This window comes from Xenophilus arseniciresistens (assembly GCF_028023875.1).
GTDB lineage: Bacteria > Pseudomonadota > Gammaproteobacteria > Burkholderiales > Burkholderiaceae_C > Xenophilus > Xenophilus arseniciresistens.
On sequence record NZ_JAQIPB010000003.1, the window covers coordinates 264,727 to 288,786 of the forward strand.

Genomic DNA, 24,060 nt, shown 5'->3' on the forward strand with positions numbered 1-24,060 from the left:
TCGGGTCCCCCCTTAGTCAGAGGGCTTTGCTGCGGTATTGCCGCGGCGGGCGCGGCGCCGTCCTACGGGGCCTCGGCGCGGCGGTCGGGTGTGGAGCCGCTGCGCACCACGTACTGCTGCTCGTTGAGCACGGCCGTGAACACCATGTCGCTGTTGGGCGCCTGCACCCAGCGCCATTCCCATTCGGTCTCGCGCTTGAGCGCATAGGGCGTGACCTTGGCCGGCCTGCCCAGCAGCTTGCGCAGCTCCTCCATCGGCATGCCCGGCTGCACGCGCGCGAAGTAGGCCGGCGCCAGCACCTGGCGCAGCGCGGCCATCTTGCCGTCGGCGCCGATGGTGATCATGTAGTTCTTCTGGCCCGCGGGCTGGCGGTTGTATTCGAAGACGCGGCCCGGCGGGCCCTCGGGGCCGGCGTCCCAGATCGCCTCGGGCTCGCCGAAGCGGGCGCGCACGTCCGCCTCGGTCGAGACACCCTCTTCCAGTTCGCGGATGCGCTGCGGGTCGCAGGCCACCAGGCCCGCAAGCGCTGCGCTGATGGCGGCCCACAGTGTCATTCGACGGCTCAATCCCTGAATTGCTTTTTTCATCGCTGCTGTCGCGGTCGCTAAAATCCGCGCCTCACGAAAGAGTCTATGCCCTTCTTCGCCCGCCCCCACTACACCTCCGACGCGACCCAGTTCATCGAACAGATGCGCCAGCAAAAGCCCACGCTGGAGGCCGAACAGCGCGCCGGCCGCGCCCTGCTGTGGGACAAGCAGATCGACCGCCAGGCGCAGACCGAGATGGCCGCCGGCGAAGTCGCCCAGCAGCCCTACGTCTACCAGACCCACGGCTGAGCGCCGCGGCCGCCTGCACGCGCGCACGCGGCCCGGCCCTTTGGTTCCTGATTCTCTTGCCCAGGCCTTCATGAGCAGCACCCAGGCGTCCGGCTCCCACAGGGAAGACCCGGACGAGGCACCCGTGCTGCCCGCCATGCCCGAGGTCGTCGACCAGGTGGCGCTGGCGCGGCTTTACGGCGAGCCCCTGTTCGCGCTGCCCAACGACCTCTACATCCCACCCGACGCGCTGGAGGTGTTCCTGGAGGCCTTCGAGGGGCCGCTGGATCTGCTGCTGTACCTGATCCGCAAGCAGAACTTCAACATCCTCGACATTCCGATGGCCGGGCTCACGCGGCAGTACCTGGCCTATGTGGACGAGATCCGCACGCGCAACCTGGAGCTGGCGGCCGAGTACCTGCTGATGGCCGCGATGCTGATCGAGATCAAGTCGCGCATGCTGCTGCCGCCCAAGAAGACGGCCGAGGGCGAAGAGGCCGAAGACCCGCGTGCCGAGCTGGTGCGCCGCCTGCTGGAATACGAACAGGCCAAGCTGCAGGCCGCCGCCATCAGCGCCCTGCCCACCTATGGGCGCGACTTCTGGAAGGCCCAGGTCTACATCGAGCAGTCGCTGCAGCCGCGCTTCCCGGAAGTGAGTCTGGCCGACCTGCAGGGCGCCTGGGCCGACATCCTCAAGCGGGCCAAGCTGGTGCAGCACCACAAGATCTCGCGCGAAGAGCTGTCGGTGCGCGAGCACATGAGCTACCTGCTGCGCATGCTGCAGGGCCGCCGCTTCGTGGAGTTCGAGGCGCTGTTCGATCCTTCGCGCGGCGTGCCGGTGCTGGTCGTGACCTTCATCGCGATGCTGGAGCTGGCCAAGGAAACGCTGGTCGAGATCACGCAGGCCGAAGCCTTTGCGCCGATCTACGTGCGCCTGGCCTACTCCCCAGCCTGAGCCTTCAGCCCAATTCGGCGCCGGGCTCGCGCTCCATCAGCAATCGCACGGCATCGGCCGGCGCCAGGCGTCCATCGAGCACGGCCACCACGCCTTCGGCGATGGGCATGTCCACCCCCAGGTGGCGCGCGCGCTGCACCACCGTGCGGGCGCAATAGACGCCTTCGGCTACGTGGCCCAGCGATTCCACGGCCTGGGCCAGCGTGCGGCCCTCGGCCAGCAGCAGGCCGACGCGGCGGTTGCGTGACAGGTCGCCCGTCGCCGTGAGCACCAGGTCGCCCAGGCCCGACAGCCCCATGAAGGTTTCGGGCCGCGCGCCCAGGGCCAGGCCGAAGCGCGTCATCTCGGCCAGGCCGCGCGTGATGAGTGCGGCGCGCGCATTCAGGCCCAGCTGCAGGCCGTCGGCCAGGCCGGTGGCGATGGCCAGCACATTCTTGACGGCACCGCCCACTTCCACGCCGACGATGTCTTCATTGGCATAGACGCGCAACGAGGGGCCATGGAAGGCCTGCACCAGCAGCGCGCGCAGCGCGGCGTCGGGGCTGGCGGCCACCAGCGCCGTGGGCTGGCCGCGCGCAACCTCCTGGGCAAAGCTGGGGCCGCTGAGCACGCCGCAGCGCAACTGCGGCGCCACCTGGGCCTGCACTTCATGGGCCAGCAGGCCTTGTGCGCCCTCGGCATGGGCCGGCTCCACGCCCTTGCAGAGCCAGGCCAGGGGCGCGGCCGGCGAAGGCAGGGCCTGCAAGGCCTGCAGGGTGGAACGCAGGGCCGACATGGGGGCGCCGAGGATCAGCAGGTCGGCGTCGGCCACCGCATCGGCCACGGCACCCGAGACGACGTGCAGCGCTGGCGGCAGCGCGATGCCACGCAGGTAGCGCGTGTTCTCGCGCGCCTGGGCCATCGCGGCGGCCTGCGCCGGGTCGCGCGCCCACAGCCGCACTTCATGGGCTGCGCCGCCGGCGGCGGCCGCCATGGCCATCGCGGTGCCCCAGGCACCGGCTCCCAGAACGCAGATGCGCATCAGACTTTCAGTGCCTGCAAAGACGGCAACGGGCGGCGCATGGGCCGGAAGCTGGAGCCTCCTGGCACATGGTCACCGCCCGTGGCAGTCGGGTGGATGGTTACTGGGCGTTGGCCGGGGTCTGGCCAGCGGCCTGGGCCTGCTGCTGCTCGTACATGGCCTGGAAGTTGATTTCCGCCAGGTGCACGGGCGGGAAGCCGGCGCGCTGCACCACGTCGGCCACGTTGCCGCGCAGGTAGGGGTAGACGATCTGCGGGCAGGCGATGCCCACGATCGGGCCCATCTGGTCTTCGGGCAGGTTGCGGATCTCGAAGATGCCGGCCTGCTTGGCTTCGACCAGGAACACGGTGCGGTCTTCGATCTTGGTCTGCACGGTGGCCGACACGACGATCTCGAAGATGCCTTCCGCGACGTTCTGGGCTTCCACGCCGAGCTGGATGTCGACGGTGGGCTGGGTCTGCTCCAGCAGGATGGCCGGCGAGTTGGGCTGCTCCAGGGACAGGTCCTTCAGGTAGACGCGCTGAATCTGGAACACGGGGTCTGCGGCTTGTTGGTCGGCCATGGTTTTCTTTCAGGTCAGAACAGGGCCTGCAGCCGGGAAGCGACCGAAAAGGCGCTCGCCCAGGCAGGCGGACGGAAACAGGAACTGGACATTATGGCCCCGGCCGTTGACAGCTCCGGCCAGGGCGCCGCGCGCCGCCTCAGGCGCCGCTGAGCAGGGGCACCAGGCCGCCGCGGCCGTCCAGGGCGATCAGGTCGTCGCAGCCGCCCACGTGGGTGTCGCCGATGAAGATCTGCGGCACGGTACGGCGCTGGGTGATTTCCATCATCTGCGCGCGGGCCTGCGGGTCGGTGTCGATGCGGATCTCCTCGATCTGATCCACGCCCTTGGCCTTGAGGATCTGCTTGGCGCGGATGCAGTAGGGGCACACGGCGGTGGTGTACATCTTGACGGCTTGCATGCTCGGTCTCCGAAAGAAGAAGTGGCGATCCGGGGCAGATGGGGGCGGTTTACGCCTTTTCCACCGGCAGATTCGCGTCGGCCCAGCCGCGCATGCCGCCGGCGATCACCTGCGCGTTCTCGTAGCCCAGCTTCTTGGCCGCCGCAACGGCGCCGCGTGCCCGCGTGCCGCTGCCGCAGATCAGCAGCACCGGCACCGTCTTGTTCTTGACCACCGAGGCCAGCTTCGATTCCAGGTCGGCCAGCGGAACGCTGCGCGCGCCCACGGCATGGCCGGCGGCGTATTCCTCGGCATCGCGCACATCCACCAGCACGGCCTTTTCGCGGTTGATCAACTGAACGGCACCCTGTGCCGTGAGCGTGCCCTGCCCCGCCCCGCGCAGCGCCGGAAAGGCCAGCATACCGCCCGAGCTCAAGGCGATCAGGATCAGGACCCAGTTGTCGAGGATGAATTTCACGTGCGAATCCGGTGGCGAAAACCGGCGATTCTAAAATGCGCCCTTTATCCAAAGACACGCAAAGGCCTCCATGCATAAGTTGGTGCTGATCCGCCATGGTGAATCGACCTGGAACCTCGAAAACCGCTTCACGGGCTGGACCGACGTGGACCTGACCCCGACCGGGGTGGAGCAGGCCAAGCAGGCCGGCCGGCTGCTCAAGGCCGAGGGCTATGACTTCGACGTGGCCTACACCAGCGTGCTCAAGCGCGCCACGCGCACGCTGTGGCACACACTGGACGAGCTGGACCGCACCTGGCTGCCGGTGGTGCACAGCTGGCGCCTGAACGAGCGCCACTACGGCGCGCTGCAAGGCCTGAACAAAGCCGACATGGCCAAGCAGTACGGCGACGAGCAGGTGCTGGTCTGGCGCCGCAGCTACGACACGCCGCCGCCAGCCCTGGAGGCCACCGACCCGCGCAGCGAACGCAGCGACGTGCGCTATGCCAAGCTGACGCCCGAGCAGATCCCGCTGACCGAATGCCTGAAGGACACGGTGACGCGCGTGCTGCCCTTCTGGAACGAGTCGATGGCCCCGGCCATCCGCGCCGGCCGCCGCATCGTGGTGGCGGCGCACGGCAATTCGATTCGCGCGCTGGTCAAATACCTGGACGGCATCTCCGACAGCGACATCGTGGGCCTGAACATCCCCAACGGCATTCCGCTGGTGTACGAGCTGGACGACGACCTCAAGCCGCTGCGCCACTACTACCTGGGCGATGCGGAAGCGGCGGCCAAGGCCGCTGCGGCCGTGGCCTCGCAAGGCAAGGCCTGAGCGAACGCGCCGGGCCAAGAGGACAAAAAGCCGCCGAGTCCGCCAGGAAACGGAACCCGGAGCCTTTTGCCGGTTCCAAGCGACGTATATTGCGCAGATTGGGTGCACATTGGGTGCGCACAGCGCTCCCCGGAAGGATTTCCATGGGTCAGAAACTCAAGATCACAGGCTGGGTGGCCGCCGGTGCCTTCGCTGGCGCGCTGACCACCGTCTCGCTCCAGACAGTGGCACGCGGCGCCACGGCCCCGCTGCCGCTCGAGGAGCTGCAGCAACTGGCCGCCGTGTTCGGCATGGTCAAGAGCGACTATGTGGAAGCGGTGGACGAGAAGAAGCTGATCACCGATGCCATCAGCGGCATGGTGGCCGGACTGGACCCGCACTCGCAGTACTTCGACAAGAAGGCCTTCAAGGAATTCCGCGAAGGAACCTCGGGCCGCTTCGTCGGCGTGGGGATCGAGATCTCGCAGGAAGACGGCCTGGTCAAGGTGGTGTCGCCCATCGAGGGCTCGCCGGCCTTCCGCGCCGGCCTCAAGCCGGGCGACCTGATCACCAAGATCGACGACACGGCCGTCAAGGGCCTGTCGCTCAACGACGCCGTCAAGCGCATGCGCGGCGAGGCCGGCACCAAGGTGCTGCTGACCATCTTCCGCAAGGACGAGAGCCGGACCTTCCCCGTCACGATCACGCGCGAGGAAATCCGCACGCAGTCGGTGCGCGGCAAGGTGATCGAGCCGGGTTATGCCTGGGTGCGCCTGTCGCAGTTCCAGGAGCGCACGGTCAGCGACTTCGTCAAGAAGATCGAGGAAATCTACAAGGAAGAGCCCAACCTCAAGGGCCTGGTGCTGGACCTGCGCAACGACCCGGGCGGCCTGCTGGACGCTGCCGTGGCCGTGTCGGCCGCCTTCCTGCCCAGCAACGTCACGGTGGTCAGCACCGATGGCCAGCTGGCCGAGAGCAAGCAGGTGTACAAGGCCACGCCGGCCGACTACCAGCGCCGCTCGGGCAGCGACCCGCTGCGCGGCCTGCCCGCGGCGCTCAAGACGGTGCCGCTGGTGGTGCTGGTCAACGAAGGCTCGGCCTCGGCCAGCGAGATCGTGGCCGGCGCGCTGCAGGACCACAAGCGCGCCACACTCATGGGCAGCCAGACCTTCGGCAAGGGCTCGGTGCAGACCGTCCGTCCGCTGGGCCCCGACACGGGCCTGAAGATCACCACGGCGCGCTACTACACGCCCAGCGGCATCTCGATCCAGGCGCGCGGCATCGTGCCCAACGTGCTGATCGACGAGACCGCCGAGGGCAGCCCCTATGCCGCGCTGCGCATGCGCGAGGCCGATCTGGAGAAGCACCTGTCCAGCGGACAGGGCCCCGAGGTGAAGGACCCCGAGCGCGAGAAGGCGCGCGACGAGGCCCGCAAGCGCCTTGAAGAAGAAGCCAAGAAGCCGCCGCAGGACCGCAAGGTGCCCGAATTCGGCTCCGAGAAGGACTTCCCCCTGGTTCAGGCGCTCAACCAGCTCAAGGGCCAGCCGGTGCTGGCCAGCAAGACGCAGGTGATCGTCGAGAACAAGCAGGAAAAGGAAGGCAGCAACAAGGAAAACTAAAGGCCCGCTGCGGCGACAGGCCCTCACCGCCCATCGGCCTGCCCTGCGCAGGCCGATGTCGCTTTGGGCCGCAACCGCCGCCGCGCGCCAGGGGGCACCACGCCATGGACGATCACGACCTGCTGCGCTATTCGCGCCACATCCTGCTCGAGGAGTTCGGCATCGACGGCCAGGCCCGCGTCAGTGCCGGCCACGCGCTGATCATTGGCGCCGGCGGCCTGGGCTCGCCAGCCGCGCTGTACCTGGCCGCGGCCGGCGTGGGCCGCATCACGCTGATGGACGACGACGCGGTGGACCTGACCAATCTGCAGCGCCAGATCGCCCATGCCGACGCGCGCGTGGGCCAGCCCAAGGTGGAATCTGCCGCCCAGGCCATGCGGGCCATCAACCCGCGGATCACGGTGCAGGCGCTGCAGGCACGGGCCGACGAGGCGCTGCTGGACGAATGGGTGGCGCAGGCGGATGTGGTGCTGGACTGCAGCGACAACTTCCTGACCCGCCAGGCCGTCAACGCCGCCTGCGTAACCCATGGCAAGCCGCTGGTGGCCGGTGCCGCGATCCGCTTCGACGGCCAGCTGGGCGTGTACGACCTGCGCGACCCGCAGGCGCCCTGCTATGCCTGCCTGTTCCCGCGCGAGGCCCAGTTCGAGGAAACCCGTTGCGCGGTGATGGGTGTCTTCGCCCCGGTGGTGGGCACCATGGGCACGCTGCAGGCCCATGAGGCGCTGAAGCTGCTGGCGGGCATCGATGGCGGCCTCAGCGGGCGCCTGCTGATGTTCGACGGCCGCCAGAGCCGCTTCGACACGGTGCGGGTGGCGCGCGACGCGCACTGCAGCGTGTGCGGCCATCGCCCGGCGCCCACGGCCGCAGTCGGCGGCTGAGCAGCGCCGAAGAATCCCTTCAAAAAGGACTCAATGGGGAACCGGCGTCGCCTCCGGCGGGCCTGCGGGCGCAGCCACTTCGGTGGCCGCTCGCACCCAGCCCAGGCCGGCCAGTGCAGGATCGCCCTGCATCACGGCAATCGCGGCCAGCAGCACCAGCACGGCTGCGATCAGGTATTGCGCCAACCCCTTCTTCATGTTGTTCCTCGGTTTGGACTTGCGTTGTGCGGGCGGCGCGTACTGTTTCATGCAGAAACACCTGTCACGCCTGCCCATGCCACACGCTGAACTTAACCGCAGTCAGCGCCCGCACACGTCATCAAGCACACCTGAGTGAGGTGCGCATTTGCCTACGCCATTGGTTCCTGCGGGCCGCCCGCGCCCCTGCAGCACCCGCCGCAGGTCGTAGGCACCCACCTACAGAAAGAGGCCCCAGGGGCTTGCACCCGCGGGCCGGGGGCCGAACATACGATCGCTTGCATCTGCAAAGAATGCAGGCCAGACCGGTGACCATCCGTGGGCCCGGTCGGAGCGAAGGGAGCAAGCAACATGGTGATCGCGGTGGAGCAGGCGCGCCTCAATACATACCTTGTCGAAGACAACCGGACCATCCGCGAGAACCTCGTCGGCACGCTCGAAGAACTCGCGGCCATCCACGTGGTGGGCTTTGCGGAAGGTGAGGATGAGGCGCGCGGGTGGCTGGACCAGCACGGCGGCGACTGGCATCTGGCCATCATCGACCTGTTCCTGAAACAGGGCAGCGGCCTGGGCGTGCTGCAGGCCTGCACGCGGCGCGGTCCGCATCAGAAAGTGGTGGTGCTGACGAACTACGCCACCCCGGACATCCGCAAGCGCTGCCTGGAGCTGGGCGCCGACGCGGTGTTCGACAAATCCAACGAGATCGACGGCCTGGTGGACTACTGCCTGGCCCATGCCGCACCCCCGACCATGGACACGCCCCGCTCGGGCGCCGAACCCGCCGCGCCCGCCTGATGAGCCGCAGCAGCGGCCGTGCAGCTCAGTCGATCAGCTTGTTCTTCAGCGCGTAGTAGGTGAGGTCGCTGTTGGAAGACAGGTTCATCTTCTCCATCAGCCGTGTGCGATAGGTGCTCACCGTCTTGACCGAGAGTGACAAGGTTTGCGCAATCTCCCCCGCCGTCTCTCCGCGTGCGAGCTTCAGGAAGACCTGGAACTCCCGCTCCGACAACTGTTCGTGCGGCGCGGCGTTGTCCTTGCGGTCCAACTGGCGGGCCAGCAGCTCGGCCACGGCCGGCGTGATGTGGCGGCGCCCCAGCGCAATGGTGCGGATCGCGTTGACGATCTCGATGGGCTCGCAGTCCTTGTTGAGGTAGCCGCTGGCGCCCTGGCGCAGCAGGCTCATCGCGTAGTGCTCTTCCGGATAGGCGCTGAGGATCAGGATGCCGACATCCGGCGCCTTGGCGCGGATCATCGCCAGCGCATCGATGCCGCTTTGGCCGGGCATGGACAGGTCCATCACCAGCACATCCAGCTCCGTGGTGCGCACCAGCTCGATGGCCTCACGGCCCGTGCTGGCCTCCCCGGCCACGCGCAGGTCCACATGTTCCGAAAAGAATTGGCGCAGACCGCCGCGCACGATGGCGTGGTCATCCACAATGCCGACTCTGATCATGGGTACTCCCCCTTTGTTGCCCCGTGCCGGCCAGCCAGGCTGCCCGACGACTCACAGGAACCGCTTGACTGCTCCCTGCCACCTTGCCGCCCCGTGCCGCGCCGCATCGCGCGATGCGGTGCGCGCGGCCAGAGGCTCAGAATTGCACGCCGACCATTATTCATGAAAGCAGTGCAATGCTGAGACGCTGGCTCGCTTCCAAACTGGCATGGAGCCTGGTGCTGGGCCTGCTGGCCGCGGGCACCTTGCTGACCATCAATGAAACCGGCTACCGCCAGTCGAGCCGCGCGCTGGCCGAGATCAGCCGCGCCCAGCAGGCGCGCTTCGCCGTGACCATGCTGCAACAGAACGTGCTGGACGCCGAGACCGGCCAGCGCGGCTACATGCTCACCAGCGAGGCGATCTACCGCGAGCCCTACGACAACGCGATCAAGCAGATCGATCTGCACCTGGCGCGCCTGCGCGAGCTTTCCGCAGGCCGCCCCCTGGAGCAGCAGGGCCTGGCCAATTTGTCCAACCACCTGTCGCGCAAGCTGGCGGAAATGGACATGAGCCTGCGCCTGGTGAGTTCGGGCAACGAGGACGCCTCGCGCTTCGTGCTGACCACCGACGTGGGCCGCGAGGAGATGGTGCGCATCCGCGAGGAAAGCGCCAAGCTGGTGAAGCTGAGCAACGACTCGCTGAGCCAGGCACAGCAGCAGATCGCACGCTCGATGCTGCTCTCGCGCGTGGGCATCGCGCTGGTGGTGGCCGCGGGCCTGCTGGCCTTCTTCCTGTACCTGCGCCAGGGCGAGGCCCTGCGCTCGGCCAACGAGCGCCAGCAGCAGGCCCTGCAGCGTGAACGCAACCTGCTGGAGCAGGAGGTGCGCGAGCGCACGGCCTCGCTGGCCGAGCTGGCCACCCACCTGCAGGACGTGCGCGAGACCGAGCGCGGCTTCCTGGCGCGCGAGCTGCACGACGAACTGGGTGCGCTGCTCACGGCCGCCAAGCTGGACGTGGCGCGCCTGAAGTCCCGCCTGGCCGATGCACCCGATGCCGTGCAGCGCCTGCAGCACCTGACCGAGCTGCTGAACTCCGGCATCGCGCTCAAGCGCCGCATCATCGAGGACCTGCGCCCCTCCTCGCTGAGCAACCTGGGCCTGGTCGCCTCGCTCGAGATCCTGGGCCGCGAGTTCAGCGACCGCTCTGGCGTGCGCGTGGACATGGTGCTGGAGAACGTGAACCTCGACGAAAGCCGGCAGCTCAGCATCTACCGGATGGTCCAGGAAAGCCTCACCAACATCGGCAAGTACGCCCAGGCCAGCGAGGCCGCGGTGGTGCTGAAGAACTACGACAACCACGTCACGGTGGAGGTCAGCGACAACGGCAAAGGCTTCGACACCCAGTTCGTGCGGCCGTCCACCCATGGGCTGGCCGGCATGCGCCACCGCGTGGAGGCTGCCGGCGGCAAGCTGCTGATCCAGTCTTCCGAGGGGACGGGCACGCGGCTGCAGGCCATGCTGCCGGCGCACGCGCCGGGCTCCGCGCGCGCACCGGGCGCGAGTTGAATCTCGGCGGGCGCGCGGGCGGCTTTCCTACGGCCGTGCATCGACGCTGCTGACACCTGCGCGCCCCAGCGCCGCCTACATTGAATTTCACCGTCCCCCAGGGGATCCACAACAAGGGAAGCCGGCCTGAGCGGCGCCCCAGGAGAAATTCACATGCTGTACTACACCGTCGTGTTTCTGGTCATTGCCCTGGTGGCTGCGCTGCTGGGCTTCGGCGGTCTGGCGGCCGGTGCGGCCAGCATCGCCAAGCTGCTGTTCGTGATCTTCGCGATCCTGACCATCGCCAGCTTCATCGGCAGCCTCATGCGCCGCAACTCCTGAACCACGGCGGGTGCGCCGATCAACACGCATGCGCGTGCAGCTTTGCCACCCATTCACCTTGAGCCCTGCGCTAGAGTAGGGCCCTGCAAATCTCTGAGTCTTGAGCAATAAAGGAAGGTATCCATGAACTCGACCGCCAAATCTCCTTCGCAACTGGCCGACGAAGTGCGTAGCACCGCACAGGACGCCGTGGAGAGCACCCGAGCCTACGCCCAGAACGCCGTGGACGCCGCGGGCCAGAAGGTGCGCAACCTGCGGCATGACGTGGAACCGGCGGTCGAGCAGATCGCCTCGCGTGTCCAGCAGGCCGTGCAGCGCGGCCTGGAGGCCGCATCCAAGAGCGGCGTGCGTGCGCAGGAGCGTTTCACCGACGCGGCCCAGGTGACCACCCGCTACATCTCCGACCAGCCCGTGCGCTCGGTGCTGATCGCCGCAGCCGCTGGCGCGGCCATCACCGCGCTGCTGGTGCTGGCCACCCGCCGCCGCGACGACTACTGATCCGTCGCCCCTTGCAGACCCCCCTTCGATCTGCAAGCCCGCGCGCCATGCCCCGTGCCACCGCCTGGCACGGCATGGCGCGTTTTGTCGCCATGCGCTGGTGGCAGCGGCATCCCTTGCAGGCGGTCGTCATCGCCGGCGAGCCCGCGCTGCGCGACTACGCGGCGCGCCACCCCTGGCGCCTGGTGGCGGGCGCGGCAGCAGTGGGTTCGCTGCTCGTGCTCGGCCGCGCCTGGCGGCTGGGCCCGCGCGGCTGGTGGTGGCGCACGGCCATCGGACACGGCGTGGCAGCGGGCTTGCTGCTTTCATCGCGCAAGCGGCGCTGAGCGACCGGGGCCGTCCGCCTTTCATACGGTTTTGCATTCAAGCGCAGAGCGAGGCGGGGTGCCGACGACAGTGCTGACGCACGGCGAGGCACCCCAACGAAGCTATGCGTTTGAAGGCGAAACCGTATCAGGCGCTGACGATCCACCCTTCGAGCACATCCATGTGCGCCGGCAGCCCATAGCCTGACGCACCCGCGGGGCGTGGCTGGGCCTGTGCCCAGGCCGCCTGCATCAGGCACAGCACGGCATCGAGCGAATCGCCGCTGGCGTCCGCCAGCAGCAGGGCGTGCTGCGCGGGCTGCAGCTCCAGATGCAGTTTCAGGCGCAGACTGCCCGTTGCCTGCAGGCGTGCGAGGAGGTCCTCGCGCGCAAGCTGGCGGGCCTCGTTCTGGCGTGCAGGGTCGTCGGCCTTGTAGCTGCGCCGGCCGATCAGCTCGCGCGCCAGCAGGCCCGGATAGGCCTCCAGCGCCACGCGTGCCGACCCGCGCAGCCCGCCCAGGCCCGGGAAGCTCGCGCCGACATCGAGCAGGCGCGGAACGCCCGCGTGCATCATCCAGGCCACAGGCGGGTTCACCCACTTCATCGACGGGCTGGCGCCGGCCGGCCCGTCGGTGGCGCGGTGCGCGAACTTGGCCCCTACAGGCCGGGCGTCGCAAAAAGCCTTGAAACGCTCGCGCAGCACGCGGCGCTCCAGGGCCGCATAACGCCGCATGCCCGCCTCCCAGTCGGCCGGCCATTGCCAGGCCTGCCACAGCGCGCGCGGCAGTCCGAAAGGAAAGTCGAAGCCGCCCAGCCAGGCCGGCTGTGCAGCCAGCCACTGCTGCCAGGCATCGAGCGTGGCGAAGCTCAGCAGCTGATGCAGCCGCACGGCGTCGCCCACGCGCTCGCCCACGGCCAGCGTCACGGGCTTGCGCCGCGTGGGGGCCGAGCTGAAATCACAGCCCAGCAGCAGCAGCACAGGCGCCGTTGCCGCGCCCTGCCCGCTCACGGCGGCGCCGCTCAGGTGCGGCCGGCGATGGCCGCAGTGGCCATCAGCTCTTCCAGCAGCGCCAGCGAGACCTTGCCGGAGACGGCATGCGGGTCGAGCACCGGCTTTTCGGAGTACTTGAGCAGCGTCGAGGCGTTGAGCTTGCCCAGGTTGACCTGGCCCATGGTCCAGCTGCCGAAGCGGCGCTCCAGGATCTCCTCGTAGTGCAGCAGCACCACGTCCTGGTGGCGCTCGTCGCGCAGGATGTGGCCGTAGAGCTCATTGACGGCGCGCCGGCCGCCTTCGATGGCCTGCAGGAACACACCGCCGCCGTAGCACAGGATGCCCGTGACGCCGTTGGCGGTGTTGTGGTTGCGGGATTGCGCGAGGATCGCTTCGATGGTCTTCGCGCTGGCGTCGGTGGCGCGGCTGGCGTAGAGCAGGCGGACAAGCATGGGGCGGTCTCCGGGCGTGATGCGCAGCCGCTCAGCCGTTGCGGCGCGGCAGCAGGGACAGGAATTCGCGGCGCAGGTTCGGGTCTTTGAGGAACACGCCGCGCATGACCGAATTGATCATCTTGCTGTCGGTTTCCTTCACGCCGCGCCACTGCATGCAGAAGTGTTCGGCCTCCATGACCAGGGCCAGGCCGTCGGGCTGGGTCTTTTCCTGGATCAGGTCGGCCAGCTGCACCACGGCCTCTTCCTGGATCTGCGGACGGCCCATCACCCACTCGGCCAGCCGCGCGTACTTGGACAGGCCGATCACGTTGGTGTGTTCGTTGGGCATCACGCCGATCCACAGCTTGCCCATGATGGGGCAGAAGTGGTGCGAGCAGGCGCTGCGCACGGTGATCGGACCCACGATCATCAGCTCGTTCAGCCGTTCGGCGTTGGGGAACTCAGTGAGGCTGGGGGCCTGCACGTAGCGGCCCCTGAAGACCTCGTTGACGTACATCTTGGCGACGCGGCGCGCCGTGTTGCCCGTGTTGTGGTCGTTCTCGAGGTCGATCACCAGGCTGTCGAGCACGCCGCGCATCTTGACTTCCACCTCGTCGAGCAGCGCTTCGAGCTCGCCCGGGTTCATGAAGTCGGCGATGTTGTCGTTGGCGTTGAAGCGCTGGCGCGCGGCCTTGAGCCGCTCGCGGATCTTCTGCGACACGGGCACGCCCTCGTCGTCTTCCTTCACGGAAGCGACGGGCAGCGGTCGGTCATCGGCATTCTTGAGCATGGCGGGAATCGTAACAGTGGTGTTCAGGAAGCGCGGGTCGCGCGCAGGGCTGGGCGAAGCAGGCCGAAGGCACTCAGTCGAGCGCGAACTCGGCCACCAGCGGCAGGTGGTCCGACATGCGGCCCCAGATGCGCCCGCGCGGCACATGCAGCGAGACCGGGTGCAGATGCCGGGCATAGACGAAGTCCAGCTGCGTCAGCGGCAGGCGCGAGGGATAGGTGAAGTTGCGGCCGCCAACCATGTCCTTCAGGCCCATGGCATTCATGGCCGCACGCATGCGGGCGCCCCAGTCGTTGAAGTCGCCGGCCACCACCACGGGCTCGTCCTTGGGCACCTCGCGCTCGATGAAGGCACCCAGCTGCGCCACCTGGCGCACGCGGCTGCCCTTGATCAGGCCCAGGTGCACCACGATGGCATGCACGGGCTGGCCGGCGATGGTGAGCTCCACGTGCAGCAGGCCGCGCTGCTCGAAGCGGTGGTCGGACATGTCTTCATGGCGGTGCCGCACCACCGGCCAGCGCGAGAGCAGCGCATTGCCATGCTCGCCATGGCGTGTGAAGGCGTTGGTTTCGTAGACCGCCGTATAGCCTTCGGGGCAGAGGAAATCGGCCTGCGCCTGCTCGGGCCAGCGCGCGAAGCGGCGCTCGCCCTGGCGGTTCATCTTGCGCACTTCCTGCAGGCAGATGAGGTCGGCGTCCAGCTGCTCGACGGCAAGGCCCAGGTTGTGGATCTCCAGCCGCCGCGCGGGCCCAAGGCCCTGCACACCCTTGTGGATGTTGTAGGTGGCCACGCGCAGGGTGTCCAGCGGCGCAAGGCCGGACTCCGAGGGCTCGCTGCGGGGCAGGATCACCGAGGACGTGGAAGCGTCGCGCAGGCTCATCGCGCAAATTGTGGCAGCAACAGAATGGCTTCGGCGTTGGACGGGCTAAAGCAGGCGGCGGCGGCTTCGCGCCAGGGCAGCCAGCGCCAGTGCGTGTGCTCGCGCGGCGCCAGCCGGGGCGTGAGCGCCGCGGGCAGGCACAGGCTGAACAGGTGTTCGGTGTTGTGGGTCACGCCGGGCGCGTAGCGGGCGCGCCAGCGCGGGTAGATCTCGTAGACGTTCTCCAGGCCCCAGTCGGTGAGCCTGCCCTCCACACCGCAGCGCCAGCCCGTTTCTTCCTCGACCTCGCGCCTTGCCGTTTCGGCGAAGGGCTCGTCGGGGCTGTCCTTGCTGCCGGTCACGGACTGCCAGAACTCGGCCTCGGTGTCCGCGCGGCGGATCAGCAGCACCTCGAGCGCCGGCGTGTGGATGACCACCAGCACTGATTCCGGAATCTTGTGCGGCATGGCTTGCGGCGGCGGCAAGGCTTCAGGCCCTGCCCTGCGCCCCGGGTAGGCGCGCGCGTGGCGTGCCGGGCTGCAGGCACCGGGCGGCGAAAGTCACCGGCCCGGCGTGCATGGCCTTATTGCGCAGCGGGCTGCGCGTTGCGCAGGCGGATATGCAGCTCGCGCAGCTGCTTTTCGTCCACCGGCGAAGGCGCCTGCGTGAGCAGGTCCTGGGCGCGCTGGGTCTTGGGGAAGGCGATCACGTCGCGGATCGAATCGGCGCCGGTCATCAGCGTGATCAACCGGTCCAGGCCGAAGGCCAGGCCGCCATGCGGGGGCGCGCCGTACTGCAGCGCGTCCAGCAGGTAGCCGAACTTGGCCTGCGCGGCCTCGGGGGTGATCTTGAGCGCATCGAAGGCCTTCTGCTGCACGTCGGCGCGGTGGATACGCACCGAGCCGCCACCCAGCTCCCAGCCGTTGAGCACCATGTCGTAGGCCTTGGCCAGGCAGGCACCGGGGTCGGTGTCCATCAGGTCCTCATGGCCGTCCTTGGGCGCCGTGAACGGGTGGTGCACGGCATTCCAGCGCTGCTCGTCCTCGTCGAACTCGAACATCGGGAAGTCCACCACCCACAGCGGTGCCCAGCGGTTCTCGAACAGCCCGCTCTTCTTGCCGAAGTCGCTGTGGCCCACCTTCAGGCGCAGCGCGCCGATGGCGTCGTTCACGATCTTGAGCTTGTCGGCGCCGAAGAACAGCAGGTCGCCGTCCTGCGCGCCGGTGCGCTTGAGGATCTCGGCGATGGCTTCGTCATGCAGGTTCTTGACGATGGGCGACTGCAGGCCATCGCGGCCCTTGGTCACTTCGTTGACCTTGATCCAGGCCAGGCCCTTGGCGCCGTAGATCTTCACGAACTCGGTGTAGCCGTCGATCTCGCCGCGGCTCATCTCGGCGCCGCCGGGCACGCGCAGCGCCACCACGCGGCCGCCCTCGGCGTTGGCCGGGCCCGAGAAGACCTTGAAGTCCACCGTCTTCATGACTTCGGTCAGCTCGGTGAATTCGAGCTTCACGCGCAGGTCGGGCTTGTCCGAGCCAAAGCGGAAAGCCGCTTCCTGGTAGCTCATGATCGGGAACTCGCCCAGGTCCACGTTCAACTGGGTCTTGAAGACTTCGGTCACCATGCGCTGGAACAGCGCGCGGATCTCCTCTTCGCCCAGGAAGGAGGTTTCGCAGTCGATCTGCGTGAACTCCGGCTGGCGGTCGGCGCGCAGGTCTTCGTCGCGGAAGCACTTGGTGATCTGGTAGTAGCGGTCGTAGCCGGCCACCATCAGCATCTGCTTGTACAGCTGGGGCGATTGCGGCAGCGCGAAGAACTGGCCGTCATGCACGCGGCTGGGCACCAGGTAGTCGCGCGCGCCTTCGGGCGTGCTCTTGCCCAGCATGGGCGTCTCGATATCCACGAAGCCCTGGGCGTCGAGGAAGTTGCGCACCTGCATCGCCACCTTGTAGCGCAGCATCAGGTTCTTCTGCATGTACGGGCGGCGCAGGTCCAGCACGCGGTGCGTCAGGCGCGTGGTTTCGCTGAGGTTGTCGTCGTCCAGCAGGAAGGGCGGCGTGACCGACGGGTTCAGGACGATCAGCTCCTGGGCGAAAACTTCGATCTTCCCGCTGCCGATCTTCTCGTTGACGGTCTCGGCCGTGCGGGCCTTCACCACGCCCTTGACCTGGATGCAGAACTCGTTGCGCAGGTCTTCTGCGCGCTTGAACTGATCGTTCAGCAGGTCGGGGTCGCACACGACCTGGACGATGCCCTCGCGGTCGCGCAGGTCGACGAAGATCAGCTTGCCATGGTCACGGCGGCGATTGACCCAGCCGCACAGGCTGACGGTTTGGCCCAGTTGGGCTTCGGTCACGAGACCGCAATAGTGAGAGCGCATGGCCATGTGAGATTCCTGTGGCGCCCGAGGGCGCCCTGCTGCTGATTTAGGGGGAGATCGCGTCGCGCGCGGGCAGGCTGGCAGGGCCGCCCGGCACCACCACGCCCATCGAGACGATGTACTTGAGTGCGGCGTCCACACTCATCTGAAGCTCGATGCACTCGCTGCGGCGGAGCATCACGAAATAGCCGCCCGTCGGGTTGGGCGTGGTGGGCACGTACACGCCCACGAAGGCGTCTTCGCCCAGGTGCTGGGCTACCTCGCCCGCGGGCGAACCGGTGACGAAGGCGATGGTCCACATGCCCGGCTGCGGCCACTGCACCAGCACCGCGGTGCGAAAGGCGTTGCCGCTTTCGGAGAACACCGTGTCCGAGACCTGCTTGACGCTGGTGTAGATGGAGCGCACCACCGGGATGCGGCGCACCAGGGCATCGCCCCAGCCCAGCAGGCGCTTGCCCACGAAATTGCTGGCGATGGCGCCCACCGTGAGCAGGATGGCCAGCGTGAGCAGCACGCCCATGCCGCGGATGCGGCCCGAGCCCGCGAACTGGCCCTCGGCCATGAGCCAGTCCTGCCAGTGCTGCGGCAGCAGCCACAGCGTCTGGTCCAGCAGGCCGATGACCCAGTTGAGCACGCCCGCCGTGACGGCCAGCGGCACGATGACCAGCAGGCCCGACAGCAGCCAGCGACGCAAGGCGTTCATGGTGCGCGAGAGTCCTCAGGCGGAGGTGGAGGGTGCGGCGGCCGGCGCAGCGGGCGCCGGGGCGGGCGCTGGCGCGCTGGCGGCCGGCGCTGGCGCAGCAGCAGCAGGGCTGGCCGCGGCGTCAGCCGGCTTCTTGTCGCCACCGCCCGCGCCGGCCTTGTTGGCGCCGCCGTCGCGGAAGTCGGTCACGTACCAGCCCGAGCCCTTGAGCTGGAAACCGGCGGCCGTGAGCTGCTTGCTGAACTGTTCGGCACCGCAGGCCGGGCACACGGTCAGCGGGGCGTCGGACATTTTCTGCAGCACATCCTTGGCATGGCCACAGGCGCTGCACTTGTAGGCGTAGATGGGCATCGGACTCGGGTGTGGTTGGTGCGGGCGCGTCGCGAAGGCACCGCTTCGCGCCCGACAGACATGAAAAAAGAGGGCTGGCGAGAAGGCGCAAGCCGCTCGCAAAGCCCTCGATTATAGGCAGCCGACCGCCTCTGGAGGCGGCCCTGGCAAGGCTCAGGCCGTGCCCACGGGCGCCGGCCGGTGGGGCGTGCGCGTGTTGCGCACCGCCTGCGGCAGCAGCGAACCCAGCACCATGCCGGCCATGGCCGCCAGCACGCCGGCGAGCTGGGCCGGGAAGACCTCGCCCCAGCTCATGGCATGGCCCGAAATCCAGACGCCGATGCCCAGCACCACCGCACAGATCGCGCCCTGCGTGCTGGCCCGGTTCCAGTACAGGCCGAAGACCAGCGGCACGAAGGCGCCCACCAGCGGCACCTGGTAGGCACCCGACACCAGTTCATAGATCGGCGTGCCTTCCATCTGGATGGAATAGGCCAGCACGCAGGCCGCGAAGACCAGCACGCTGATGCGCATGGCCAGCAGGTTCTCGCGGTCGCTGCCGTGGGGGCGGAACTGGCGCCAGATGTTCTCGGTGAAGGTGACGCTGGGCGCCAGCAGCGTGGCCGAGGCGCAGGACTTGATGGCCGACAGCAGCGCGCCGAAGAACAGCACCTGCATCACGAAGGGCATCTTCTCCATCACCAGTGTGGGCAGCACCTTCTGCGGATCGTCGCCCAGCAGCTCCGTGGCACGCTCGGGCATGATCAGCAGCGCGCTGACCACCAGGAACATGGGCACGAAGGCGAACAGGATGTAGGCGCTGCCGCCGATGATGGTGCCGCGCGTGGCGGCCTTGATGCTGTTGGCCGACATCACGCGCTGGAACACGTCCTGCTGCGGGATGGAGCCCAGCATCATCGTGATGGCGGCGGCGAAGAAGAAGACGATCTGATGCCAGGTGGGCTCGGGCCAGAAGCGGAACAGGTCGCGGCTGGTGGCCAGGTCGATCACCTGCCCCGCCCCGCCAGCCATGTTGCCTGCGAACACCGCCAGGATCAGCAGCCCCACCACGAGGATGATCATCTGCAGGAAGTCGGTGACGGCCACCGACCACATGCCGCCGAACAGCGTGTAGGCCAGGATGGACACCACGCCGATGGTCATGCCCCAGGGAATGGAGATGGCGCCGCCCGAGAGCAGGTTGAACACCAGGCCCAGCGCCGTGACCTGCGCCGACACCCAGCCCAGGTAGCTCAGCATGATGATCAGCGAGCAGGCCACCTCGATGCCGCGGCCATAGCGCTCGCGGTAGTAGTCGCTGATGGTGAGCAGCGTCATGCGGTAGAGCTTGCCCGCGAAGAACAGGCCCACCAGGATCAGGCACATGCCGGCACCGAACGGGTCCTCGACCACGTTGTGCAGGCCGCCCTCGATGAACTTGGCCGGCACCCCCAGCACGATCTCCGACCCGAACCAGGTCGCGAAGGTGGTGGTGATGATCATGTACATGGGCAGATGGCGCCCGGCGATCGCGAAGTCGGTGGTGTTCTTCACGCGACGCGCGGCGATCAGCCCGATGACGATGGTGATCAGCAGATAGACGATGACCAGGGTCAACAGCACGGTGGTTTCTCCTCGATGGACGGTGGTTTTTCTTGTCTCAGAACAGGCGGACGCGGACCAGCGCCTGCATGACCAGCAATCCCAATACAAAACCCATGCCAGCCCAGATAATGGCCTGCAGCAGGCGGTTGGTGCGCTTCTGGGCGGCCAGCAGCTCCAGCAGCTCCTGGCGATGGTCCTGCGGGCGCTGGGCCAGCGCGTCATGCAGCAGGCGCGGCAGCGCCGGCAGCAGCTTGGCGTAGCGCGGGGACTCGGCGCGCAGCTGCTCGAAGAGCTTGCGCGGGCCCACCTGGTCGGCCATCCACTTTTCGAGGAAGGGCTTGGCCGTGTGCCACAGGTCCAGGTCCGGGTCGATCTGGCGGCCCAGGCCCTCGATGTTCAGCAGCGTCTTTTGCAGCAGCACCAGTTGCGGCTGGATTTCCACATGGAAGCGGCGCGAGGTCTGGAACAGGCGCATCAGCACCATGCCCAGCGACAGCTCCTTGAGCGGTCGGTCGAAGTAGGGTTCGCACACGGTGCGGATCGCGCCCTCGAGCTCGTCCACGCGGGTGTTGGGCGGCACCCAGCCGCTTTCCAGGTGCAGCTCGGCCACGCGCTTGTAGTCGCGGCGGAAGAAGGCCGCGAAGTTCTGCGCCAGGTATTCCTTGTCCGACTCGGTCAGCGTGCCCACGATGCCGAAGTCCAGCGAGATGTATCGCCCGAAGGTCTCGGGCGCCACGCTGACCTGGATGTTGCCCGGGTGCATGTCGCCGTGGAAGAAGCCGTCGCGAAAGACCTGCGTGAAGAAGATGGTCACGCCGTCGCGCGCCAGCTTCGGGATGTCCACGCCCGCGGCCCGCAACCGGTCCAGCTGCGCGATGGGAACGCCCTTCATGCGCTCCATCACGATCACCTCCTCGTGGCACAGGTCCCAGAACATCTCCGGGATCATGACCAGCTGAAGGCTTTCCATGTTGCGGCGCAGCTGGGCCGCATTGGCGGCCTCGCGCACCAGGTCCAGCTCGTCGTGCAGGTACTTGTCGAACTCGGCCACCACCTCGCGCGGCTTCAGGCGCTTGCCGTCGGCCGACAGGCGTTCGACCCAGCCGGCCATCAGGCGCATCAGGCCCAGGTCCTTCTCGATCACCGCACGCATGCCCGGGCGCAGCACCTTCACGGCCACTTCGCGCACCTCGCCCTTGGGGCTGCGCAAGGTGGCGAAGTGCACCTGGGCAATCGAGGCGCTGGCCACCGGCTTGGTGTCGAACTGCTCGAAGATCTGCGCCACCGGGCGGCGGAAGGCGCGCTCGATGGTGGCGACGGCCACCGCCGAATCGAAGGGCGGCACCTGGTCCTGCAGCAGGGCCAGCTCGTCGGCAATGTCGGGCGGCAACAGGTCACGGCGCGTGGACAGCACCTGGCCGAACTTCACGAAGATCGGGCCCAGGCGCTCGAGCGCCTCGCGCAGGCGCTGGCCGCGCGGCGCGTCCAGCCGTCGGCCCATCGAGATGATGCGCGCCGCGGCCTGCAGCCAGGGGCGCTCGAAGCTGTTGAGAACCAGCTCGTCCAGGCCGTAGCGCAGCGCGACCCAGACGATGAAGGCGCCGCGCGCGACGCGCGTCATTCGGTCTGGCTCGCAGGCTTGGAGGGGCTGCGCGCCGCCTTGTCGATGAACTGGCGCAGGGCGCCGCCGACCTTGCGCGCGGCATTGCCGATGGCATGGGCCGGCGCATCGCCGATCACGCGCGCCAGATCGTCCTCCACATCCCAGCGCACATGGTCGACCAGCCAGTTGACCTCGGCGGCCAGTTGCACGTCGCCTTCGATCTGCACCGCGGGCTTGTCGCCCCGCAGCGTGGCGCCTGCCAGCGCGAAGGGGGAGCTTTCGGTGACCGTCAGGGTCAGATCGGGCGTGGCGCCTTCGGCCGCCAGGTCCAGCAGGCCAGCCGGCGTGGCCTGCAGCCGCATGTTGAAGCCGCGCCACTGGAACAGCACCACGCGGCCCTTCTGGCGCACCAGGCGCTCCTGCGCTTCGGGCTCCTGCTGCAGCACATGGTTGAGGAACAGCACCACCCGGTGCTGCACCTCGTGCACGGCCCACGCAGGGGGCTGCAGATGCTGGCCGACGCGGCCCAGGAGGTCTTCCAGAAATGCGAATGGGGACGATGGTGCTGCCATGTCCCCATTATCCGGCTTGGTGTTGCCGTCCCCGGACAGGAACCCCAAAAAGTCGCGGCCCGGCGGGCCGCGCCGCGCAGCGCCTTATTGCAGGGCCTGCACGCCCGCCACCAGCCAGCCGCCACCGTTGAGCGGCTTGCTCATGTTCCACACTTCGCGGAACGGGCTGGGGCCGGCCGAGTCGTCCTCGCGGATCATGCCCGAGAACTCCACGCTGGCCAGGTAGGCATCGGGCAGTTCCTCGATGCCCAGCAGTTGGGCATCGAGCATGACCACTTCGGTCTTGTTCGGCTGGCCGCCCGAAGCCGCTTCGCGCTCGGCCAGCTGGGCCTGCAGTTCGCTGACCATGCCGTCGGTCATCATGGTGCGCAGCGCGCTGATGTCGGAGCGGTCCCAGGCGTCCTGCAGGGTCACGAAGTTGCGCTTCGCGGCCTTGAGGAAGCCCTCGGTGTCGAAGCCTGCGGGCACACCCCAGCCCTGCGCGCCGCTCAGGGCCGAGCCGATGGACACGCCGGCGCCACCCAGCGCCGAGTGCGCGCCACCCGTGCCGCCACCTGCTGCAGCCGAGCCATCGAACTGCGTGAGCTGCGGCGAGCGCTCGAAGGGGCGCGCCGAGGCGTCATTGCCCACGTTGTTGGGGCTGTACTGCTTGGGCATGCGGCCCGCGCCTGCACCCTGGAAGGCCAGGCCGCCATTGCCGGCCTGCGTCTGGCGCGAGCGGGCGCTGAAGTAGCGCCAGGCCGCGAAGCCCGCCAGGGCCACCAGCAGGATCAGCAGCATGTTGGCGAAGCCGGCGCCCAGGCCCAGCGCATTGGCCAGCCAGGCCAGGCCCAGGCCGGCTGCGATGCCGCCCAGGATGCCGGCCCAGGGGCGCTTGGGCGCGGCGGCTGCGGCCGGCGTGCCGGGGCGCGCCGCGCTGCTGCCGGTCGCGTTCTGCGTGGCACCTGCGTTGGTGGGCGCGGTCGGCGGGGTGGCCTCGCGCTGCGTCACGTTGCTGGACTGGCGGCCAATGGACTTGCCACCTCCCATGCGGCGCGCGTCGGCGTCCAGTGCCGTGAGGCCGACGGCGGCGCACACGAGCACCACGGCCCAGAAATTCCTTTTCATCGTCATGTCTCCTCTGGCGTATGAATCTGCAGTGATCCGGTCAGTGCGGCACGCCCGTGGGCGAATGCCTCAGCACTTGATTCCAACATGAAGGGCGACCACGCCCCCGGTCATGTTGTGATAGTCCACGTGGCCGAAACCGCCCTCTTTCATGAGGGACTTGAGGCCCTCCTGGTCGGGGTGCATCCGGATCGATTCGGCCAGGTAGCGATAGCTGTCGGCATCGCCCGCCACGGCCTGGCCCAGGCGCGGCAGGACCTTGAAGGAGTACCAGTCGTAGGCCTTGCGCAGCGGCTTGGCCACTTGCGAGAACTCCAGCACCAGGAGCTTGCCGCGCGGTTTGAGCACGCGGTTCATTTCCTTGATCGCCGCGTCCTTGTGCGTCATGTTGCGCAGGCCGAAGGCGACGGTGACGACGTCGAAATGGCCGTCCGGGAAAGGCAGCTTCTCGGCGTCGCACACCAGGGTGGGCAGCACCACGCCGGCATCGAGCAGCCGGTCGCGGCCCGTGCTGAGCATGGCGTGGTTGATGTCGGTGTGCACCACCTGGCCGGTGGCGCCGACCTTCTTCGAGAAGGCCAGGGCCAGATCGCCCGTGCCGCCCGCGATGTCGAGCACCTTCGAGCCTTCGCGCACATTGGCCACCATCACGGTGTAGGCCTTCCAGGCGCGATGCAGCCCGCCCGACATGAGGTCGTTCATGAGGTCGTAGCGCGACGCGACCGAATCGAACACGCCGCGCACGCGGCGCGCCTTGTCCTGCTCGTCGACGGTCTCGAATCCGAAATGGGTGCTGCTCATGATGTAGGAGGAATGTTAGGGCTGAACCCCGCTTCGCAAGCGCATATCCGCCTTGTGTCA

General features: G+C 68.1%; 30 protein-coding genes. 10 read left to right on the forward strand and 20 right to left on the reverse strand.

Going from position 1 to position 24,060, the window contains the following annotated elements; all coding sequences use genetic code 11:
• Window positions 1–62: 62 nt before the first annotated feature.
• Entirely contained in the window at window positions 63–554 is a 492-nt protein-coding gene (locus PGB34_RS09865; RefSeq protein WP_271427906.1) for an outer membrane protein assembly factor BamE, read from the reverse strand.
• Between the two features lie 78 nt (window positions 555–632).
• Between PGB34_RS09865 and PGB34_RS09870 the strand changes: the two genes are divergently transcribed.
• On the forward strand, window positions 633–836 hold the full coding sequence (locus PGB34_RS09870) for a DUF3460 family protein (RefSeq protein WP_271427907.1): 204 nt from the start codon (window positions 633–635) through the stop codon (window positions 834–836).
• 136 nt (window positions 837–972) lie between these two features.
• Window positions 973–1,770: a segregation and condensation protein A gene (locus PGB34_RS09875; RefSeq protein ID WP_271428255.1), complete on the forward strand. Its 798-nt coding sequence runs from the start codon at window positions 973–975 to the stop codon at window positions 1,768–1,770.
• Window positions 1,771–1,774: 4 nt separating this feature from the next.
• Here the strand turns inward: PGB34_RS09875 and PGB34_RS09880 are convergent, their stop codons facing one another.
• The 4 genes from PGB34_RS09880 to PGB34_RS09895 all read right to left on the reverse strand — a co-directional run bounded on the left by PGB34_RS09880 (window position 1,775) and on the right by PGB34_RS09895 (window position 4,210).
• Complete coding sequence (locus tag PGB34_RS09880; RefSeq protein ID WP_271427908.1) at window positions 1,775–2,791, reverse strand: NAD(P)H-dependent glycerol-3-phosphate dehydrogenase; 1,017 nt, start codon at window positions 2,789–2,791, stop codon at window positions 1,775–1,777.
• Between the two features lie 100 nt (window positions 2,792–2,891).
• Window positions 2,892–3,353 (reverse strand): protein-export chaperone SecB, encoded by a 462-nt coding sequence (gene secB, locus PGB34_RS09885; RefSeq protein WP_271427909.1) that lies wholly within the window; start codon window positions 3,351–3,353, stop codon window positions 2,892–2,894.
• A gap of 139 nt (window positions 3,354–3,492) precedes the next feature.
• Window positions 3,493–3,753 carry a glutaredoxin 3 gene (grxC, locus tag PGB34_RS09890; protein WP_271427910.1) on the reverse strand — a complete coding sequence of 87 codons (261 nt, stop codon included), beginning with the start codon at window positions 3,751–3,753 and terminating at the stop codon, window positions 3,493–3,495.
• A 49-nt stretch (window positions 3,754–3,802) separates the two neighbouring features.
• Window positions 3,803–4,210 carry a rhodanese-like domain-containing protein gene (locus PGB34_RS09895; RefSeq protein ID WP_271427911.1) on the reverse strand — a complete coding sequence of 136 codons (408 nt, stop codon included), beginning with the start codon at window positions 4,208–4,210 and terminating at the stop codon, window positions 3,803–3,805.
• A 70-nt stretch (window positions 4,211–4,280) separates the two neighbouring features.
• On the opposite strand from PGB34_RS09895, the gene gpmA reads away from it, so the two are divergent.
• The 3 genes from gpmA (at window position 4,281) to PGB34_RS09910 (ending at window position 7,503) form a co-directional block, all read left to right on the forward strand.
• On the forward strand, window positions 4,281–5,024 hold the full coding sequence (gpmA, locus tag PGB34_RS09900) for a 2,3-diphosphoglycerate-dependent phosphoglycerate mutase (RefSeq protein ID WP_271427912.1): 744 nt from the start codon (window positions 4,281–4,283) through the stop codon (window positions 5,022–5,024).
• Window positions 5,025–5,167: 143 nt separating this feature from the next.
• Window positions 5,168–6,622, forward strand: a complete 1,455-nt coding sequence (locus PGB34_RS09905) for a S41 family peptidase (RefSeq protein WP_271427913.1) — start codon at window positions 5,168–5,170, stop codon at window positions 6,620–6,622.
• A 104-nt stretch (window positions 6,623–6,726) separates the two neighbouring features.
• Entirely contained in the window at window positions 6,727–7,503 is a 777-nt protein-coding gene (locus tag PGB34_RS09910) for a HesA/MoeB/ThiF family protein (protein WP_271427914.1), read from the forward strand.
• 30 nt (window positions 7,504–7,533) lie between these two features.
• Here the strand turns inward: PGB34_RS09910 and PGB34_RS09915 are convergent, their stop codons facing one another.
• Entirely contained in the window at window positions 7,534–7,701 is a 168-nt protein-coding gene (locus PGB34_RS09915; protein WP_271427915.1) for a hypothetical protein, read from the reverse strand.
• Between the two features lie 351 nt (window positions 7,702–8,052).
• On the opposite strand from PGB34_RS09915, the gene PGB34_RS09920 reads away from it, so the two are divergent.
• The gene (locus tag PGB34_RS09920) at window positions 8,053–8,496 is read left to right on the forward strand and encodes a response regulator (protein WP_271427916.1); all 444 of its coding nucleotides are present in this window, start codon (window positions 8,053–8,055) and stop codon (window positions 8,494–8,496) included.
• Between the two features lie 25 nt (window positions 8,497–8,521).
• Here the strand turns inward: PGB34_RS09920 and PGB34_RS09925 are convergent, their stop codons facing one another.
• Window positions 8,522–9,154 (reverse strand): response regulator, encoded by a 633-nt coding sequence (locus tag PGB34_RS09925; RefSeq protein ID WP_271427917.1) that lies wholly within the window; start codon window positions 9,152–9,154, stop codon window positions 8,522–8,524.
• 176 nt (window positions 9,155–9,330) lie between these two features.
• Here PGB34_RS09925 and PGB34_RS09930 point away from each other — a divergent pair, with 176 nt between their 5' ends.
• From PGB34_RS09930 to PGB34_RS09945, 4 genes are all read left to right on the forward strand, one after another.
• Window positions 9,331–10,701: a CHASE3 domain-containing protein gene (locus tag PGB34_RS09930; protein ID WP_271427918.1), complete on the forward strand. Its 1,371-nt coding sequence runs from the start codon at window positions 9,331–9,333 to the stop codon at window positions 10,699–10,701.
• 153 nt (window positions 10,702–10,854) lie between these two features.
• A complete protein-coding gene (locus tag PGB34_RS09935; protein WP_271427919.1) occupies window positions 10,855–11,022 on the forward strand; it encodes a DUF1328 family protein in 168 nt (55 codons plus the stop codon).
• 123 nt (window positions 11,023–11,145) lie between these two features.
• The gene (locus PGB34_RS09940; RefSeq protein ID WP_271427920.1) at window positions 11,146–11,520 is read left to right on the forward strand and encodes a hypothetical protein; all 375 of its coding nucleotides are present in this window, start codon (window positions 11,146–11,148) and stop codon (window positions 11,518–11,520) included.
• A gap of 47 nt (window positions 11,521–11,567) precedes the next feature.
• The gene (locus tag PGB34_RS09945) at window positions 11,568–11,846 is read left to right on the forward strand and encodes a hypothetical protein (protein ID WP_271427921.1); all 279 of its coding nucleotides are present in this window, start codon (window positions 11,568–11,570) and stop codon (window positions 11,844–11,846) included.
• Between the two features lie 127 nt (window positions 11,847–11,973).
• Here the strand turns inward: PGB34_RS09945 and PGB34_RS09950 are convergent, their stop codons facing one another.
• The 13 genes from PGB34_RS09950 to ubiE form a co-directional block, all read right to left on the reverse strand.
• Complete coding sequence (locus PGB34_RS09950; RefSeq protein ID WP_271427922.1) at window positions 11,974–12,834, reverse strand: DUF429 domain-containing protein; 861 nt, start codon at window positions 12,832–12,834, stop codon at window positions 11,974–11,976.
• An 11-nt stretch (window positions 12,835–12,845) separates the two neighbouring features.
• On the reverse strand, window positions 12,846–13,268 hold the full coding sequence (locus PGB34_RS09955) for a BLUF domain-containing protein (protein WP_271427923.1): 423 nt from the start codon (window positions 13,266–13,268) through the stop codon (window positions 12,846–12,848).
• Window positions 13,269–13,299: 31 nt separating this feature from the next.
• A complete protein-coding gene (folE, locus tag PGB34_RS09960; protein WP_271427924.1) occupies window positions 13,300–14,040 on the reverse strand; it encodes a GTP cyclohydrolase I in 741 nt (246 codons plus the stop codon).
• Between the two features lie 73 nt (window positions 14,041–14,113).
• Window positions 14,114–14,920 carry an endonuclease/exonuclease/phosphatase family protein gene (locus PGB34_RS09965; protein ID WP_271427925.1) on the reverse strand — a complete coding sequence of 269 codons (807 nt, stop codon included), beginning with the start codon at window positions 14,918–14,920 and terminating at the stop codon, window positions 14,114–14,116.
• Window positions 14,917–15,366, reverse strand: coding sequence for a dihydroneopterin triphosphate diphosphatase (gene nudB, locus PGB34_RS09970; protein ID WP_271427926.1), 450 nt, complete (start codon window positions 15,364–15,366; stop codon window positions 14,917–14,919). The genes PGB34_RS09965 and nudB overlap by 4 nt, the downstream gene beginning before the upstream one ends.
• Before the next feature lie 116 nt (window positions 15,367–15,482).
• Window positions 15,483–17,285: an aspartate--tRNA ligase gene (aspS, locus tag PGB34_RS09975; protein WP_271427927.1), complete on the reverse strand. Its 1,803-nt coding sequence runs from the start codon at window positions 17,283–17,285 to the stop codon at window positions 15,483–15,485.
• A gap of 40 nt (window positions 17,286–17,325) precedes the next feature.
• Window positions 17,326–17,982, reverse strand: a complete 657-nt coding sequence (locus PGB34_RS09980; protein ID WP_271427928.1) for a DUF502 domain-containing protein — start codon at window positions 17,980–17,982, stop codon at window positions 17,326–17,328.
• A gap of 15 nt (window positions 17,983–17,997) precedes the next feature.
• Window positions 17,998–18,333, reverse strand: a complete 336-nt coding sequence (locus PGB34_RS09985; RefSeq protein WP_271427929.1) for an FmdB family zinc ribbon protein — start codon at window positions 18,331–18,333, stop codon at window positions 17,998–18,000.
• A gap of 153 nt (window positions 18,334–18,486) precedes the next feature.
• Window positions 18,487–19,935 carry a sodium:solute symporter family protein gene (locus tag PGB34_RS09990; protein WP_271427930.1) on the reverse strand — a complete coding sequence of 483 codons (1,449 nt, stop codon included), beginning with the start codon at window positions 19,933–19,935 and terminating at the stop codon, window positions 18,487–18,489.
• 37 nt (window positions 19,936–19,972) lie between these two features.
• Window positions 19,973–21,538 carry a ubiquinone biosynthesis regulatory protein kinase UbiB gene (gene ubiB, locus PGB34_RS09995; RefSeq protein ID WP_271427931.1) on the reverse strand — a complete coding sequence of 522 codons (1,566 nt, stop codon included), beginning with the start codon at window positions 21,536–21,538 and terminating at the stop codon, window positions 19,973–19,975.
• On the reverse strand, window positions 21,535–22,092 hold the full coding sequence (locus PGB34_RS10000) for a ubiquinone biosynthesis accessory factor UbiJ (protein WP_271427932.1): 558 nt from the start codon (window positions 22,090–22,092) through the stop codon (window positions 21,535–21,537). The genes ubiB and PGB34_RS10000 overlap by 4 nt, the downstream gene beginning before the upstream one ends.
• A gap of 84 nt (window positions 22,093–22,176) precedes the next feature.
• A complete protein-coding gene (locus PGB34_RS10005; protein ID WP_271427933.1) occupies window positions 22,177–23,199 on the reverse strand; it encodes a Tim44 domain-containing protein in 1,023 nt (340 codons plus the stop codon).
• A gap of 69 nt (window positions 23,200–23,268) precedes the next feature.
• Window positions 23,269–24,000, reverse strand: a complete 732-nt coding sequence (ubiE, locus tag PGB34_RS10010) for a bifunctional demethylmenaquinone methyltransferase/2-methoxy-6-polyprenyl-1,4-benzoquinol methylase UbiE (RefSeq protein WP_271427934.1) — start codon at window positions 23,998–24,000, stop codon at window positions 23,269–23,271.
• Window positions 24,001–24,060 lie beyond the last annotated feature (60 nt).